The organism is Borreliella afzelii (assembly GCF_014202295.1).
GTDB classification, from domain to species: Bacteria; Spirochaetota; Spirochaetia; order Borreliales; family Borreliaceae; genus Borreliella; species Borreliella afzelii.
In genome coordinates, this window is the sequence record NZ_JACHGM010000002.1 from 400,210 (window position 1) to 416,079 (window position 15,870).

A 15,870-nucleotide genomic window follows, 5' to 3' on the forward strand; every position below is an offset into this window, starting at 1 on the left:
AGGATTTAGATGAAGACTCAAAATTATGATGAAAGTAAAATAATTACTCTATCTTCTCTTGAACACATTAGATTAAGATCTGGCATGTATATTGGACGTTTAGGAGATGGTTCTAATATTGATGATGGTATTTATGTTTTAATTAAAGAGATAATAGATAATTCAATTGATGAGTTTATTATGGGCTATGGAAATGAAATTTTTATAAAAAAAGAAAATAATCTTATTTCTATTAGGGATTATGGAAGGGGAATTCCTCTTGGAAAAGTTGTTGAGAGTGTTTCAGTTATTAATACTGGAGCCAAGTATAATGATGATGTTTTCCAATTTTCTGTAGGTCTTAATGGGGTTGGGACTAAGGCAGTTAATGCTTTAAGTTCAAAATTTCTAGTAAGATCAACAAGAAATGGCAAGTCTTTTGAGGCTTTGTTTTCTAAGGGAAAGTTATTGGAATCCAGAGAAATAGAGTCTTATGATAAGGACGGTACTTATGTTGAGTTTTTAGCAGATCCAGAGATATTCGGAAAATATTCTTACAGTGAAGATTTTCTAAAGAGAAGATTTTTCCATTATGCTTGTTTGAATAAAGGACTTGTAATAAACTACAATGATCAAATTTTTGAATCCAAAAATGGTCTTTTAGATTTTTTAAATTCAGAAATTAAAAGTGATGACTTGCTTTATGATATTGTTTACTATTCTAGTAAAACCTTAGAATTTGCTTTTTCTCATACAAATAATTATGGTGAGACTTATTTTTCATTTGTTAATGGGCAATATACTAACGATGGAGGCACCCATCAGACTGGTTTTAGAGAAGGCTTTGTAAGAGCTATTAACGATTTTCTTAAAAAAACATATTCATCAACAGATATTAGAGAAGGGCTTGTTGCAACTCTTTCTGTTAAAATTAAAGATCCAATATTTGAAAGCCAAACTAAGAATAAGCTTGGAAATATTGAAACTAGAGGTAATGTTGCAAAGGAAGTACAAAAGATAATTTCTGAGATTTTGTATAAAGATAAAATACTTGCAAAATTGATTGAGAAAAAAGTAGTTGACAATGAACGACTTAGAAAAGAATTAAGTAGTGTAAGAAAAGAAGCAAGAGAGAGAGCGAAAAAAATATCTTTTAAAATCCCTAAACTTAAGGATTGCAAATTTCATTTTAATAGCAGTAGTAAGCAGTCAGAACAAACTATGATCTTCTTGACAGAAGGGGATTCTGCAACAGGTTCAATGGTTTCTTGTAGAGATGTTTATACTCAGGCTATATTTTCTCTTAGAGGGAAGCCTCAAAATATGTTTGAAAAAAATAAATCTGAAATATATAAAAATGAAGAGCTTTATAATATGATGGTGGCTCTTGGCATTGAGGAATCAATTGAAAATTTAAGGTACAATAAGGTTGTAATAGCAACCGATGCAGATTTTGATGGATTTCATATTAGAAATTTGTTGTTAACTTTTTTCTTGACTTTTTTTGAAGATTTAATTTTAAATGGTCATATGTATATTTTAGAAACTCCTCTTTTTAGGGTTAGAAATAAAAAAAACACGATCTATTGTTATTCTGAAGAAGAAAAGCAAAAAGCTATTCTTCAGCTTAAAGGGGGATGTGAAGTGACAAGATTTAAAGGTCTTGGTGAAATTTCTCCAAATGAATTTAAAGGTTTTATTGATATTAATAGCATTAAACTTACAAAAGTGGATCTTTTTAATATTAAAGAAATAAAAGAGAAGTTGGGTTTTTATATGGGGCAAAATACTCCTGAGAGGCGGAATTTTATTATGGAGAATTTGATTTAATGGATATCAGAACCTTACTTAAAGATAATTTTTTGCAATATTCATCTTATGTTATTAAAGATCGTGCTATTGCTAGTGTTGTTGATGGATTTAAACCAGTCCAAAGGAGAATTATACATTCTCTTTTTGAAATGCATGATGGTAATTTCCATAAAGTTGCGAATGTTGTTGGCAATACAATGAAATACCATCCTCACGGCGATACGTCAATTTATGAGGCCCTTGTTAATATTGCTAACAAGGATCTATTTATTGAAAAGCAGGGTAATTTTGGCAATTTATTTACAGGTGATCCTGCTTCTGCCTCTCGATATATTGAGTGCAGATTAACCCCTTTAGCTTTTGATGTTCTTTACAGTAAAGAGATAACAATTTATGAATCTTCTTATGATGGAAGAAATAATGAACCTTTGCTTTATCCTGCAAAAATTCCTGTTATTTTAATTCAGGGAAGTGAGGGTATTGCTGTTGGAATGGCAGCCAAAATATTACCTCACAATTTTAATGAGATTTTAAATGCAGTAAAGAGTGAGCTTCTTGGAGAGACTTACGATATTTATCCTGATTTTCCAACAGGAGGAATAGTTGATGTTAATGAATATGCTGATGGTAACGGTAAAGTTTTAGTTAGAGCTAAAATTGAAACTATAGATGAAAAAACAATTGTAATAAGGGAATTGCCTTTTGGAGAGACTACTGAGAGTTTGATATCTTCGATTGAGAAAGCGATTAGAAAAAATTATATTAAAGTTTCAAGCATTAATGATTTTACTGCTGAAAATGTGGCCATAGAACTGTCTTTGCCGAGGGGTGTTTATGCAAGTGAAGTGATTGAAAAGTTGTATCATTATACAAATTGCCAGATATCAATTTCTGTTAATTTGTTGTTGCTTAGTGAGAGGTATCCTGTTGTTTATACCATTAAGGATCTTATTAAGTTTCATGCAGATCATCTTCAAAAAGTTTTAAAAATGGAACTTGAATTGCAAAAAAGTAAGATTCTTGAAAAAATATTTTATAAAACACTCGAGCAAATTTTTATTGAAAAAAAAATTTATAAACTTCTTGAAACAATTTCTAAAGAAGAAAATATTGTAAGTATAATATTGTCAGAGGTTCTAAGGTGCAAAGAATCTTTTTCAAGAGAGGTTTTAAAAGAAGATATTGAAAATTTGCTTAAGATTCCAATTAGGAAAATAAGTCTTTTTGATATTGATAAGAATTCCAAGGATATTAAAATTTTAAATAAAGAATTAAAGATTATAAATAGCAATATTTCTTCAATAAAAGAATATTCAATAAATTTTATTGATTTATTGCTTGCAAAGTATTCTAAAGAGCATCAAAGGAAGACTGAAATTTCTTTAATCAAATCAAAGAATGTAAAAGAAATCGCTACAAAGAATATGAAAGTTTATTTGAACTTGGCAGAAGGTTTTGTAGGAACTAGTCTTTTTGATGGAGAATTTATTGGAAATGCTAGTTATTATGATAAAGTATTGGTTTTTAGGAAAAATAGTTATGTTCTTAAAAATATTGAAGACAAGGCATTTATAGATAAAAAGAATATATGTGTGTTAGTTTATGATATAAATAATTCAAAAGAACAAATATTTTCAATAATTTATCTTAATAAACTTGACAATTTTTATTATGTTAAAAGATTTAAAATAGATAAATTTATTGCAGATAAAGTTTATGAATTTTTAGGAGACAATGATGAATTTGTTGATTTTTCATTAAGTCCTAAATTTGTAGAATTTTCGACAAATAAAGACATTATTAAAAGAATTGAAATTGCTAATTTTATGGTCAAATCAAGAAGCTCTATTGGGAAGCGAATTTCAAGTAATACTTTGAAAAAAGTTAAATTTAAATAGTTTTAAAAACCTTTTTTAAATTTCATTAATATGTTACTATAATACCAGTTTTAATAAAGAGGTTTTTATGAATAAATTTTTAATTGTTGTTTTGCTAGCCTTTTGTGTTTTTTCTAACTTTGCTCAAGCTGATGATTCTAAAAGCGCTTTTAATTTGGGAGCGGGAGAAAAACTTTTAGCTTATGAAACTAGTAAGAAAGATCCTATTGTGCCATTTTTATTGAACCTTTTTTTAGGGTTTGGAATAGGTTCTTTTGCTCAAGGAGATATTCTTGGGGGTTTTCTTATTCTTGGATTTGATGCAGTTGGTATAGGGTTAATACTTACAGGAGCTTATTTAGATATCAAAGCTCTTGATAAGAATGCTCCAAAAGCCGCTTTTAAGTGGACTTGGGGTAAGGGAATGATGTTGGCAGGTGCAGTTACTATGGCTGTGACAAGATTGACAGAAATTATTATTCCGTTTACATTTGCTAATAGTTATAATAGGAAACTGAAAAATAGCCTTAATATAGCTTTTGGAGGGTTTGAGCCTAGTTTTGATATTAATATGGGCCAAACTAGCGCTCTTGGGTTTGAACTATCTTTCAAAAAAAGTTATTAATTTTATTTTATTATTAAAATGAGTGATTGCAATTTTGTATTGTGATTGCTCATTGTAATTGAAAATTAGAGCTTTTGTTTATTATTTATATTTTATTTCTCTGCTAAGGTCTTTTTTTATGCTTTTTTGTTTTAATATTTCTCTTTTATCATACAATTTTTTCCCTTTACATATTCCAACCTCTACTTTAATTATTGATTTTTTTAAATAAAAACTAATAGGAATTAAAGTATATCCCTCTTTTTCTTTAAATTTTTTTAGTCTTTGTAATTCTTTTTTTTTGATTAGAAGTTTTCTGGGTCTTAATTCATCATGATTAAAGATATTTCCTTCTTTGTATTTTGATACGTGCAAGTTTTCAAGCCACAATTCTTCTTTTTTTATGATTGCAAAGCTATTATTAAATGATAATTTTTTTGCCTTTATTGATTTCACTTCGGTCCCTTTCAGTACTATTCCACAACTTATTTTCTCTTCAATAAAGTAGTTAAATTTCGCCTTTTTGTTTTCAATAAGCAAAGTGTTTGTGTTCAAATCTATTCCTTTGATACAATCAATCTAAAACCAATGTTTGGAGAACTCCAATTTTTCAAGAAAGAAGCTTTAGTTGATGGATTGAGTAAATTATTATTTTGATGAGAGTATGTTCTAATTTCTGTTATTAATGAATAAAAATTTGAATTTTCGTTATAAAAATTTTTTTCATTTTTAAATATTGCAATATCGTTAAAAGACGAATTTTGCATTAAATTCCAAAATCCAACTTTTTTTGATATTTCATTAATATTTAATGGTTTTTTGTTCGGTTCTTTTTGGTACAATTCCCATTCTTGTGATATGGGAAGTCTTGCCTTGAATCCATTGGGAAGTTTTTTAGAGTACCAATTGGCATATTCTATTGCTGAAAAATAAGATATTCCCGTGATAGCTTCATTTAAGCCTATTTGATTAAAATTTTTAAGATAATTTTCATCTACAAGTTGTTCTTTTATTAAATTTTCTTTGTTATTTAATGCCCATTTTGGATTTTCTTTTAAAAAATCTTGATACTCATATTTTGTAACATTTTGTTCTTGAATAAGAAATTCTTTTATACCATAGGTAGATTTTAGTGCAATATTTTTTGAATCTAATTCATAATTTTGAATTTTTTCGATTTTATTTGAATTTATTTTTTTAAATCCAGGTAACTTTATATTAATTTTTTCATTTTTAGAAATTAATTGAATATTTTCATTGTCTAGAGTTTTGGTTAATGTTTTAACCCAAGACTCATTTTTTGTTAGCATTTTCAGATCTTTATCTAAATTTTCTAAAAACCAAAAAATAGCTCTATTTTCTAAGTCAAAATTTGTTTTTAGAGAGTTCCAGATTTCTTCTTGATTGTTATTGCTTTTGTCTATGGAATATACTACTTTGTATGAATTTAGAAAATCCTTAAACATTTCGATTGAATTTAAGTAAGGTATGGAATTTTTTAGAAATTGTTTAATGTACTTAGGATGTTCTTTAAGTTCACTAGATATTAATGAAAATACAGGAATTAATTTTGTATTTTCGTTAATATTTTTTATTTTCACCATTATAGAAAGCTCTTTTTGTCTTTGTTTGATGATCTTTTCAGGATCAACCAGTTCTAAATTTATTTGTAAATTATAGCTTCCAAAGAATTTGTTGTTAATTTTTATGTTTTGCTCATAGGTTTTAAATCCCATCCTTTTTGCTTTAATAATTCCTTCTGTGGTATTTATATACTTTTTAAGTGGAGTTCTGCCTATATATTTTTCGTTTAAGTAGATGTAAGTATTTGCAATATTAGAATTTATTTTTAAATATGCTCCTGGATTTTTAAATTTAGGTATGATGATTAAGATTGATACCAAACTTAAAAGCAATATTATTGTTATAAAAAATACGTAAATTTTGGGTGCTATTCCTAGAATTGGCTTTAATTTAACTTCAAGAAGCTCAATATTTGAATTCTCTTCGGTTTCTTTCATCCTTTTAAGTATAGAAAAGTATTTAAATAAGTGTCAATATTTTGTATGATTTAATTCTTGAGGTTAGGTTATGCAGTTAAGAAGATTGGATAAATTTGCATCTTTTTTGGTATGTTCTATTGAGAGATATTTGACATATCGAAAGAGAAAGAAGTATTTTTGCAAATTAAGGGCGAAGAAGCGGGGATTTTTGCTCAACTTTTTATTTGATTTTGTAGCGGCGGCAATTTTTGTACTGGTAATAAATCAGTATTTTATTCAAGCTTATAAAATACCATCAGGTTCAATGGAAAATACTCTTCAAATAGGGGATTTTTTATTTGTAGATAAATTTTCTTACGGCCCTGAACTTTTACCAGGATTGTTTAAGATTAATGGTTTTAAAACCCCAGAAGAATCCGATGTTATTATTTTTGAAAATCCAGAGTATAAATCAAAAGGTGTTTTTTTTGATATCTTTCAAAGAATACTTTACATGTTAACGTTATCTTTTATTGATCTTGATAGAGATGAATATGGCAATCCCAATGTTAGATTTCTAGTGAAAAGAGGTGTATTTGCAGACGGTAAAATTGTTAGATTTAACAGCGGTAAAGCTTACATCAAAAGAGAAGGCGAAGAAAATTTTATTTTAGAAGATTCTTATCGGGATTTAGTTGATCAAAATTTTAGCATTAAAAAAATTGTGGCAAATGAAGACTATGGGATTTATGGTGATTTTGCTATGTTTATTGCTTTGAACCAGTTGAATATAAATTTAAGTAGCACCCCCGATTTCTCATTTTTTGATGTTAGAGTGATTGATAGGTTTGAGTTTGAAAGATTGGAATATAAATATTTATCTGCCTTTATGCCCCATGTTGATTATTATATGGAAAAAGCTATAATAAGGGATTACGGAATTTATGTCCCTTATGGATATATTTTGCCAATTGGGGACAATAGAGACAATTCTCATGATGGTCGATTTTTTGGAGTAATTAATAAGAATAAAGTGCTTGGAAGAACCTTGATAATATATCTTCCATTTTCTAGAGTAGGATTTATTTAACGTGGCTCCATATTTAACTTTCGAACAAAGGCTTTTGAGAAAAAAGCAAAGAAAAATTTTTTTAAAATATGTTTTAACATTTTTAATATTAAATTTTTTTTTCACAAAGTTTGTTTTGCAAATTTTTATGATAAAGGGTAATGAGATGTTACCAACAATAACAAAGAATGCTAGTTTATTTTTTGTTGCAACGCATGTAACTTCTTTTTTTATTCCTTTGAAAATGAATGATATTGTTCTTTATGAAGATTTTAGATTAAGTGATAACTTTTTATTAAAGTTAATAAAAGATTTCTTTTTTTTAAATAAAATTTTCAAAAGAGCAAGCTACAAAGTATCAAGAATAGCAGCTGTTCATGGCGATTCTGTTTATGTTCGGGGTTTGAATGTTCTGGTAAATAAAAAGGATACAGATTTTTTTTATTTGAATGGTAATTTAGTTAGCTATTATAAGTTGAATAATTTTTTTAATACGGATGAAGTGGTTAAGTGTTTTATTTTGAAAAAAAATGAAATTTTTTTATTAAACGATAATTTAAGTGTTTTGAATGATTCTAGAATATTTGGACCTATTAACAAAAGTGCTATTGTTTCTTTTTTGGCCTTTAAAGTGGTGGACTATAAGATTGTTAAATAAAATTTTTGTTGATGCTGATTCTTGTAATTTTAAGATAATAAAATTTTTACAAAAATTTATATTGCATAATAAATCAAAACTTATTGTAGTTTCTAATAAGTTTTTGAGTTTGGAAAAAACAGAAAATGTTGCTTTAGAAGTGGTAGACAATGTTGATGCATTTATTTTAAATTTAGCAGATAGGTACAGTCTTGTGATTACTCGAGATATTTTTTTTGCCAAACTTCTTTTAGATCTTGAGGTTAAGGTTATGAATGATGAAGGTCGAATTTTTAATATAAATAATATAAATTATTTATATTTTAGATCTAAGATTAATTTCAATTTGAAAATTAAGATTAAAAAATATTATGATGGAGATTTTAATAAATCTAGATATAAGAAATTTATAACGAATTTTTATTCTTTATTCTTTAGTTAATTTTCTGTTTTCCAATTTCCACAAACCTTTGCCTTGAGTTAATATGTAAATTGTGTTGTTTGATACAGGAATAATATCATTAAGACCTGTTTTGCTTAGCTGGGAACCGTTATAAGCACCAGTTTCTACAGATTTTGAGGGTGCTTGTAAAGCAAAAATCCCTTCTTTATTTTTTGTAAATTCTGCAAATCCATTATTACTTCCGATTAATATCGCTCCATTAAATTCCCTTGCAAAGTAGCCACTAAATTCGCCTACTTCGTCTTGAGTAAATATTGGTGTTGTGTAATTATTTACACTTGAATACACTTTAAATTTTGTGTCTAAATTATTATAACCACCAGTCATTACTAAAATTTCAGAAGAACCCCTAATGTTTGTTTTAATGATAGGCATTATTTCTTTGGCTTGTTGATGGTCTATGCTTGTGTATGTATTGTTATTTGTGTTCCATATTTTAAGCGAATTTCCTGTAATTAAGTTATCCTCATTTGATATTTGATAGAATTTATCATTTTCAGTGGCTTGTGATGGGGTTTTGTCAACTCCTTCTAGATCAAAAATTCTTTCCTGATTATTTTTGTCTATAGCTAAAACATATGCTTCTTTTATGCCGCTGTTTCCCACAGATTTCAAGAATTTATATGCTTTTAGCGGTTTTTTAAATTTTGATGTCCAACTTTTTCCATTTAACTCGCAAACCTCTAGTTCTGCGTTTTTGTTTTGTGCTAAAAGATAGGTTTTCCCTGAAACATTTACAATGTCATTTATAAACTCATAAGAATTGTTCAAGTCAATTTTTTCAATCTTCCCGTTTTCTTTTTTAAATAAATGCATGGCTGCAATATAGAGAGTTTCTCCTACTAGAGAAATTCCGTTTGGACTTGAGCTTCCTAAAATATTATTTTCATGATTTATTTTCTGCAGATTTCCTAGTTGGGAAAATATGGATTCGCTTGAGCATGCTAGTAGTAAAAGTATTAATAGGTTTAAAATTAATCTGTTTTTAAAATAGTTTTCATATTTTTGTTTCATTTTTATCCTACAATTTATTTACATTTACTGTAACTGATAATGATACAATTGCAAAATGTGCCATTTTAGCAGAATTTCCAAATTCAAACATCATCCACCAGGATGTTGTTGCTCCAAAAGACCATTTATAGTTAAAGTTCCATAAAATTCCAGATCCGAAAGAGATTGTAGGGAGTGCATCAAAAGTTCTTAAATTTGTAATATTGTTATTTCTATCTCCATATGTATTAAGAGAAAATCCTACATTTGTGAAAACTGGAATTTGAAATAATTCTCCTATATCAAATATATAGTTTATTGAAAATGTAATAGGTACGCTATAAAAAATTTTGCCTACACTTGAATCTGGATTTAATATATTAAAAGAATGGTTGATATCAAAATTAAACATATATCTTAGTTCAAGTCCAATTGCTAAATTGTTTAAAATGTGGTACTGATATTTTATTGCCCCAATACCTCCTGGGTATAAATTAGTAGGATACGCTTTTGATAAGTCATTGTAAAAAATAGGTATTCCAACACTTAAATCTATTCCTAAAGTGGAGTTTGTATGTCTATCAATAACTGCGGCTTCAATTTTTTTTATGTTTACACCAATTAGTAAGATTGCAATTAGTGTTATAAAAAGATACTTTTTCATTATTCTCCATTCTTTTAAAATTATTACCCTTGTTTATTATAGTTGAAAATAAATTTAATTACAATTTGAAATTTATTAGTTTAGCTTTTCTTATATTGACAATCTAAGTATAATATAATAACCTTATTGGGTTTAAGAGGCATATTTTGAATACTGTATTTAATGGAAAGGATTTTGCAAATAAGTATTATTTAATGCTTAAAGAATTCTTAAAAGATCGCAACTTGAGAAATAAAATTACATTAAAAGTTGTTTTGGCAAATGATGAACCTGCAAGCAAGCTTTATGTTTCAATTAAGAATCGAGTTGCAAAAGAGATTGGCTTAAATGTTGAAGTAATTAAATTGTCTGCAAATTCTGTTCAAAGCGATATCTTAGAAGTAATTGATAGAGAAAATAAAAATTTAAGTACAGATGGAATTATTGTTCAATTGCCCCTTTTGAAAGGTATGGATTTAAATTCTATTTTAAATGGTATAGTTTCTTCAAAAGATGTTGATGGTTTATCTTTTGTTAATTTAGGTAAAATGATTTTGGGCGATAAAAAAGGATTTGTTCCTTGTACGGCTCTTGCTGTATTAAAGATTTTGCGAGATGAAGGAATAAAAACATCTGGGAAAACAGTTGTTGTGGTCGGCAGAAGCCCTCTTGTAGGAAGGCCTATTTCAATATTACTCTCATCAAAGCCCCATGATGCAACTGTTATTGCTTGTCACAGTAAAAGCATTTATTTGGATGTTTATTTAAGACAGGCAGATATTATTATTTCTGCTGTTGGTAAGCCCAAGTTAATAGATAAAAGCATGTTGTGCGGAAAGCCCTATGTGATTGATATTGGTATTTCTGAAATTGAGACTGATGCCGGAAAAATTCTCTCAGGTGATACAGATTTTGACAATATTAAAGATTGTGTTAAATTTATTACCCCTGTTAAGGGAGGAATAGGACCTGTTACGGTTCTTATGTTAATGTTTAATACAATTAAAGCTCATTTGATTAATAATAATATGTTTGACGTTTTAGATCGGTTGGAAAAATTGGTGGAGGTATAAATGTCTGGTCACAGCAAATGGTCAACAATAAAGAGAAAAAAAGGCGCTCTTGATGCAAAGCGTAATAAAATTTTTACAAAGCTAATAAGAGAAATAACTATTGCAGCTAAAATAGGGGGAGGGGATATTGAGTCTAATCCGAGACTAAGAGTTGCTGTTAGTAAGGCCAAGGTTGCCAATATGCCAAAGGATAATATTGAAAAGGCAATAAAAAAGGGTATTGGTGGCAATGAAGGGGTTGAATATTTTGAAATCACCTATGAGGCTTATGCTCCTTATGGAGTGGCTCTAATGATTAAATGCTTGACAGACAATAAAAACAGAACCTCTAGTGATGTAAAAAGCGTTCTTGCAAAAGGTGGAGGATCTCTTGGCACTCCAGGTTCAGTATCATATATGTTTTATAGAAAGGGACTTGTTGTTTACAATTTAGAAAAATATCTTGAGGATGAAATAATGGAATTTGCATTAGAATTTGGTGCTGAGGATATTTTAGTTTCAAACAATGAAGCAGAAGTTATAACAAATCCCGATGATTTTGATAAAGTCTTATCTTTGTTAAGAACCAAATTTAAAGAAGAGATGGCAGAAATAGCTTTAATTCCTGAAAATAAAATTTCTCTAAACAAAGAGCAAGCAGAAAAAATAATTCTTCTTATTGAAAAGCTTGAAGATTTTGATGATGTTCAGGAAGTAATTCATAATTTGGAGATCCCAGAAGAATTAAGCTAGTTTTCTATTTTTATTTAAATCTTTTCGTAGTAGACTCTGTAGATTTTATTTCCAAAATCATCTGAAAAAAGAATTGAACCGTCATAATATGTGATTATATCAACAGGGCGTCCAAATTTAGAGTTATCGGGCTTTAAAAATCCATATAAAAAATCCTTGTAATTTTTTGCTATTCTGGTTTTAGGATCAATGTCTAGTGTGGTTATTTTGTATCCAACAGGAGAGGATCTGTTCCATGAACCATGTTCTGCTATGAATAATTTATTTATATATTCTTTTGGAAAGTTATTTCCTTTGTAAAAGTGTATTCCAAGTGGAGCTACATGTGCAGGAAGTTCATAAATAGATGGACTAAATTTAGTGTTTTTGGGTGCTTTGTTATAAAAATTGTGATTTTTTTGGTTTTTCCCAAACACATAGGGGAATCCAAAATGTTCTTTATCTTTTATTATTAGGTTTATTTCATCTGGAGGAATGTTGTCTCCTAATCCGTCTTGGCCATTGTCGCTAAAATATATTTCATTGCTAATTGGATGAAAATCAAACCCAACTGAGTTTCTTACTCCAAAAGCTATTATGTCTTCTTTTTTTGTTTTTAAATCGATGCTGAGAAGTATTGCTTCTTTTTGTGGGGGAATTTTAGCATTATGTTGGGATCCTATGTTTACTATTAATTTGTTATTTATAGGATCCACTTTAATATAGCGCCCAGAGTGCATTTGGGAAGTGTTTTTTGGCAAAGGTGAAAAAACTTGCATTTCCCATGTATAGTCTTTGCTTGATCTTATGCTTTTATTAATTTCTTCTTTTACATTTTTAACTACATATATTTTATCGACAGAAGATATATATAATTTATTGTCCCAATAAGCAATACCAATAGGGGTTTTTAAGGTTTTTGCTATTGTATAAATTTTTTTGTCTTTTGTTGCAAAATATGCAAAGTTACTCTTAGATCCTATGAATATGTTTCCATCTTGATCGCTTGTAATTCCTCTTGGTTTTTCAATTTTATTGTTTAAAAAAATTTCGACTTTAAATCCATTTGGAACTTTTAGTGAGTTTGTTGTTTCTTCTGCTGCTATAGTTATAGATGAGATTAAAAAAATAGTTGTAATTAATTGAAAATAGCTATTTAAAAATTGATTTTTCATTTAATGTCCTTTTTCTATTTAAGGCTTTTGCTTTAAATTGGATGTTTCTGTGTAATATAATTTAATTATATGATAAATAAGATTTATGGTAAAGTTATAGAAAAAAAAGAATCTAGTTTGGTTTTAATGACGGCTGTTTTTGAATTTGAGCTTTTAGTTAGTGCATTTTGCCTTGCTAATTTTAAGTTGTTAGACAAAGTTGAACTGTTTACCTATCTTTATACGAAAGAAAATGAATTAAAACTTTTTGGATTTTTGAATTCAGATGAAAGAGAGACTTTTAAAAGTCTTATTGGAGTAAGTGGAATAGGCCCAAGGGCTGCTTTAAGAGTGCTTTCTAATATAAGGTATAATGAGTTTAAGGACGCTATTGATAGAGAAGATATTGAGCTTATTGCTAAAATCAAAGGTATTGGCAAAAAAATGGCTGGTAAAATGTTTTTACATCTTCAGGGTAAGCTTTTGATTAATAATGAGCTTGAATCTAGTCTTTTTAGATTTAAAGAATTAGAAGAATCGATTGTTAGTATGGGATTTGACAGAAAAATTGTTAATAGTAAGCTTAAGGAGGCTTTCAATCTGGTTGAATTTTCAAATTTAAAAGACTCTGAAAAGGAACAGTTTTTATTTAAGGAGGTTTTAAAAAGAATGTCAAATTAATTGTTAGTTTTTGATAGTTATAAAAGTTATAAAATTAAAATAGTCTTTAGGGAGCATTTATGAAAGATGAAAATAGTATAAACTTTTTAAGTTCTAATGAAAATTATTTATATGATAAGAGTGAAAATGAGCTTAGGCCTAAAGTTTTTGAAGATTTTAAAGGTCAGGCTAATGTTAAAGAAACCCTTAGTATTTTTATAAGAGCTTCTAAAGAGAGGGATGAAGCTTTAGATCATGTTTTTTTAAGTGGTCCACCAGGACTTGGAAAAACTACTCTTGCAAGTATTATTGCTTTTGAGATGAATGCTTCGATTAAGATTACCTCAGCTCCGGCTTTTGACAAACCGAAAGATATTATTGGAATTTTAACAGGTCTTGATGAGAAGAGTGTTTTGTTTATTGATGAAATACATAGACTTAGACCAATAATAGAAGAAATGCTTTGTATTGCCATGGAGGATTATGAGCTAGATTGGGTAATCGGGCAAGGAGCTAATGCAAGAACTGTTCGAATGCCACTTCCAAAATTCACATTGATTGGAGCTACTACTAAACCAGGAAAAGTAACATCTCCACTTTATGCGAGATTTGGAATTACTGCAAGATTTGAACTTTACAGCGAAATAGAGCTTGTTGAGATAATAAAGAGAAATTCTATTATTTTAAATATTGAAATAGAAGAGGATGCTGCTTTTCTTCTTGCAAGAAGTTCAAGAGGAACTCCTCGTATAGCAAATAGATTGCTAAGACGAATAAGGGATATTGCTCAGGTAACTGGAAGTTTGGTTGTTACAAGTGACATTGTTGCAATTGGGCTTGAGATGCTTAGAATTGATGGAGAAGGTCTAGATGAACAAGATAGAAATATTTTAAGAAGTTTAATATTGAAATTTAATGGAGGGCCTGTAGGTGTTGATACCTTGGCTATTTCTGTGGGAGAAACAGCAGATTCTCTTGAAGACTTTTATGAACCTTATTTAATTATGAAAGGATTTATTAGCAGAACTCACAGAGGTCGTAAAGCTACTGAGTTTGCGTATCTTCACTTAAACTTAGAGATGAAAGAGGACAATCTTAATGAAAACCAAAGAGTTTCATTTTAATTTACCCTATTCTTTAATAGCTCAATATCCAAGTGAAAAAAGAGGATCTTCAAGGCTAATGGTGCTAGATCCTAAATTGCAGAAAATTTATCATGAAAATTCTGTAAACAATATTTTAAAATATATAAATAGCGATACTTTTATTGTTTTTAACAACTCAAAAGTTAGAAAATCAAGAATGTATGCAGAATCAGAGATGGGTAGTAATGTTGAATTTTTAATTTTAGATAGAATTGGCACTGATTTGTTTACTGCATTGATTTCTAAGTCTAAAAAGCAAATTGTTGGCAATGTTTACAAATTTCCTGAAGGATTAATGGGTAAAATTTTGTCAAAAAATAGTAGTGAGATTGTTTTAAAATTTAATGATGATGTTAGGGAAGATTATTTTGAAAAACATGGTTTTGTTCCCATACCTCCTTACATTAAAAGAGATTATGACAAAATAGATGAAGATCGATATCAAACTATTTATTCTAAATATGTTGGGTCTGCAGCTTCTGCAACCGCAGGATTGCATTTTAGTAGGGATTTATTTTCTGCTTTTGAAAAGAACAATATTGAATATGATTTTATTACTCTTCATGTGGGTCTTGGCACTTTTCTTCCTGTAAGATCAAAAAAGGTTGAAGAACATAATATGCATTTTGAAACTTTTTTAATAAAAGATTGTGTGGCTAATAGATTGGAGAATGCGAAATTTCTTGGTAAAAAAGTTTTATCAATCGGTACTACAACGCTTAGGGCCCTGGAGTCATCTTATGATAATAAACTTAAGAAGTTTAAAACAGGCCAGCAAAGTACAAATCTTTTTATTTATCCGGGTAAAAACTATTGTTTTAAGTTTGTCGACATGCTTTTTACAAATTTTCACACACCACAATCTACTCTTTTGATGTTAGTCTCTGCGTTTGCAGGCAAAGATTTTGTGTTTAGCTCTTATGAAGAAGGAATAAATAAAGGTTATAAATTTTTTTCTTATGGTGATGCTATGTTAGTTTTAAATCATATATAGATATTAGTTGTGAATTATTTTAATATTTAAGTTATGATAGAGGTTTAATTTAATTAATTAAATATTAGGAGGAA

General features: G+C 28.5%; 16 protein-coding genes. 11 read left to right on the forward strand and 5 right to left on the reverse strand.

Annotated features, from left to right (window positions below; all coding sequences use genetic code 11):
• Nucleotides 1-9 precede the first annotated feature (9 nt).
• The 3 genes from HNP63_RS04090 to HNP63_RS04100 all read left to right on the forward strand — a co-directional run bounded on the left by HNP63_RS04090 (nucleotide 10) and on the right by HNP63_RS04100 (nucleotide 4,293).
• On the forward strand, nucleotides 10-1,809 hold the full coding sequence (locus HNP63_RS04090) for a DNA topoisomerase IV subunit B (RefSeq protein ID WP_004790466.1): 1,800 nt from the start codon (nucleotides 10-12) through the stop codon (nucleotides 1,807-1,809).
• Nucleotides 1,809-3,689: a DNA topoisomerase IV subunit A gene (locus tag HNP63_RS04095; protein WP_004790601.1), complete on the forward strand. Its 1,881-nt coding sequence runs from the start codon at nucleotides 1,809-1,811 to the stop codon at nucleotides 3,687-3,689. The genes HNP63_RS04090 and HNP63_RS04095 overlap by 1 nt, the downstream gene beginning before the upstream one ends.
• 67 nt (nucleotides 3,690-3,756) lie before the next feature.
• Nucleotides 3,757-4,293 carry a P13 family porin gene (locus HNP63_RS04100; protein ID WP_183227272.1) on the forward strand — a complete coding sequence of 179 codons (537 nt, stop codon included), beginning with the start codon at nucleotides 3,757-3,759 and terminating at the stop codon, nucleotides 4,291-4,293.
• Nucleotides 4,294-4,374: 81 nt separating this feature from the next.
• On the opposite strand, the gene smpB is transcribed toward HNP63_RS04100, so the two are convergent.
• Together smpB and HNP63_RS04110 are read right to left on the reverse strand one after the other, a co-directional pair.
• Nucleotides 4,375-4,827, reverse strand: a complete 453-nt coding sequence (gene smpB, locus HNP63_RS04105; RefSeq protein ID WP_004790217.1) for an SsrA-binding protein — start codon at nucleotides 4,825-4,827, stop codon at nucleotides 4,375-4,377.
• A 2-nt stretch (nucleotides 4,828-4,829) separates the two neighbouring features.
• Entirely contained in the window at nucleotides 4,830-6,293 is a 1,464-nt protein-coding gene (locus tag HNP63_RS04110; RefSeq protein ID WP_183227275.1) for an SUMF1/EgtB/PvdO family nonheme iron enzyme, read from the reverse strand.
• Nucleotides 6,294-6,363: 70 nt separating this feature from the next.
• Between HNP63_RS04110 and lepB (HNP63_RS04115) the strand changes: the two genes are divergently transcribed.
• The 3 genes from lepB (HNP63_RS04115) to HNP63_RS04125 are packed head-to-tail and all read left to right on the forward strand — an operon-like array spanning nucleotide 6,364 to nucleotide 8,402.
• Entirely contained in the window at nucleotides 6,364-7,344 is a 981-nt protein-coding gene (gene lepB, locus HNP63_RS04115) for a signal peptidase I (protein WP_048830483.1), read from the forward strand.
• A gap of 1 nt (nucleotide 7,345) precedes the next feature.
• On the forward strand, nucleotides 7,346-7,981 hold the full coding sequence (gene lepB, locus HNP63_RS04120) for a signal peptidase I (RefSeq protein ID WP_004790444.1): 636 nt from the start codon (nucleotides 7,346-7,348) through the stop codon (nucleotides 7,979-7,981).
• A complete protein-coding gene (locus HNP63_RS04125; RefSeq protein WP_004790159.1) occupies nucleotides 7,971-8,402 on the forward strand; it encodes a DUF188 domain-containing protein in 432 nt (143 codons plus the stop codon). The genes lepB (HNP63_RS04120) and HNP63_RS04125 overlap by 11 nt, the downstream gene beginning before the upstream one ends.
• On the opposite strand, the gene bamB is transcribed toward HNP63_RS04125, so the two are convergent.
• Nucleotides 8,388-9,437: an outer membrane protein assembly factor BamB gene (gene bamB / locus HNP63_RS04130; protein ID WP_011600788.1), complete on the reverse strand. Its 1,050-nt coding sequence runs from the start codon at nucleotides 9,435-9,437 to the stop codon at nucleotides 8,388-8,390. The genes HNP63_RS04125 and bamB overlap by 15 nt on opposite strands.
• Nucleotides 9,438-9,444: 7 nt before the next feature.
• Nucleotides 9,445-10,080 carry a BB0027 family outer member beta-barrel protein gene (locus tag HNP63_RS04135; RefSeq protein ID WP_004790180.1) on the reverse strand — a complete coding sequence of 212 codons (636 nt, stop codon included), beginning with the start codon at nucleotides 10,078-10,080 and terminating at the stop codon, nucleotides 9,445-9,447.
• Nucleotides 10,081-10,226: 146 nt separating this feature from the next.
• Here HNP63_RS04135 and HNP63_RS04140 point away from each other — a divergent pair, with 146 nt between their 5' ends.
• Nucleotides 10,227-11,132, forward strand: a complete 906-nt coding sequence (locus HNP63_RS04140) for a bifunctional 5,10-methylenetetrahydrofolate dehydrogenase/5,10-methenyltetrahydrofolate cyclohydrolase (protein ID WP_183227278.1) — start codon at nucleotides 10,227-10,229, stop codon at nucleotides 11,130-11,132.
• Nucleotides 11,133-11,864: a YebC/PmpR family DNA-binding transcriptional regulator gene (locus tag HNP63_RS04145; protein ID WP_011600786.1), complete on the forward strand. Its 732-nt coding sequence runs from the start codon at nucleotides 11,133-11,135 to the stop codon at nucleotides 11,862-11,864.
• Between the two features lie 14 nt (nucleotides 11,865-11,878).
• Here HNP63_RS04145 and HNP63_RS04150 read toward each other — a convergent pair whose 3' ends face one another.
• The gene (locus tag HNP63_RS04150) at nucleotides 11,879-13,018 is read right to left on the reverse strand and encodes a PQQ-dependent sugar dehydrogenase (RefSeq protein ID WP_183227280.1); all 1,140 of its coding nucleotides are present in this window, start codon (nucleotides 13,016-13,018) and stop codon (nucleotides 11,879-11,881) included.
• A gap of 69 nt (nucleotides 13,019-13,087) precedes the next feature.
• Between HNP63_RS04150 and ruvA the strand changes: the two genes are divergently transcribed.
• Genes ruvA through queA form a run of 3 tightly spaced genes read left to right on the forward strand, consistent with a single transcriptional unit; the run spans nucleotide 13,088 to nucleotide 15,796 of the window.
• Nucleotides 13,088-13,678 (forward strand): Holliday junction branch migration protein RuvA, encoded by a 591-nt coding sequence (gene ruvA / locus HNP63_RS04155; protein ID WP_004790661.1) that lies wholly within the window; start codon nucleotides 13,088-13,090, stop codon nucleotides 13,676-13,678.
• A 59-nt stretch (nucleotides 13,679-13,737) separates the two neighbouring features.
• Nucleotides 13,738-14,781 carry a Holliday junction branch migration DNA helicase RuvB gene (gene ruvB, locus HNP63_RS04160; protein WP_004790515.1) on the forward strand — a complete coding sequence of 348 codons (1,044 nt, stop codon included), beginning with the start codon at nucleotides 13,738-13,740 and terminating at the stop codon, nucleotides 14,779-14,781.
• Nucleotides 14,756-15,796: a tRNA preQ1(34) S-adenosylmethionine ribosyltransferase-isomerase QueA gene (gene queA, locus HNP63_RS04165; RefSeq protein WP_004790512.1), complete on the forward strand. Its 1,041-nt coding sequence runs from the start codon at nucleotides 14,756-14,758 to the stop codon at nucleotides 15,794-15,796. The genes ruvB and queA overlap by 26 nt, the downstream gene beginning before the upstream one ends.
• The last annotated feature ends 74 nt before the right edge of the window (nucleotides 15,797-15,870 follow it).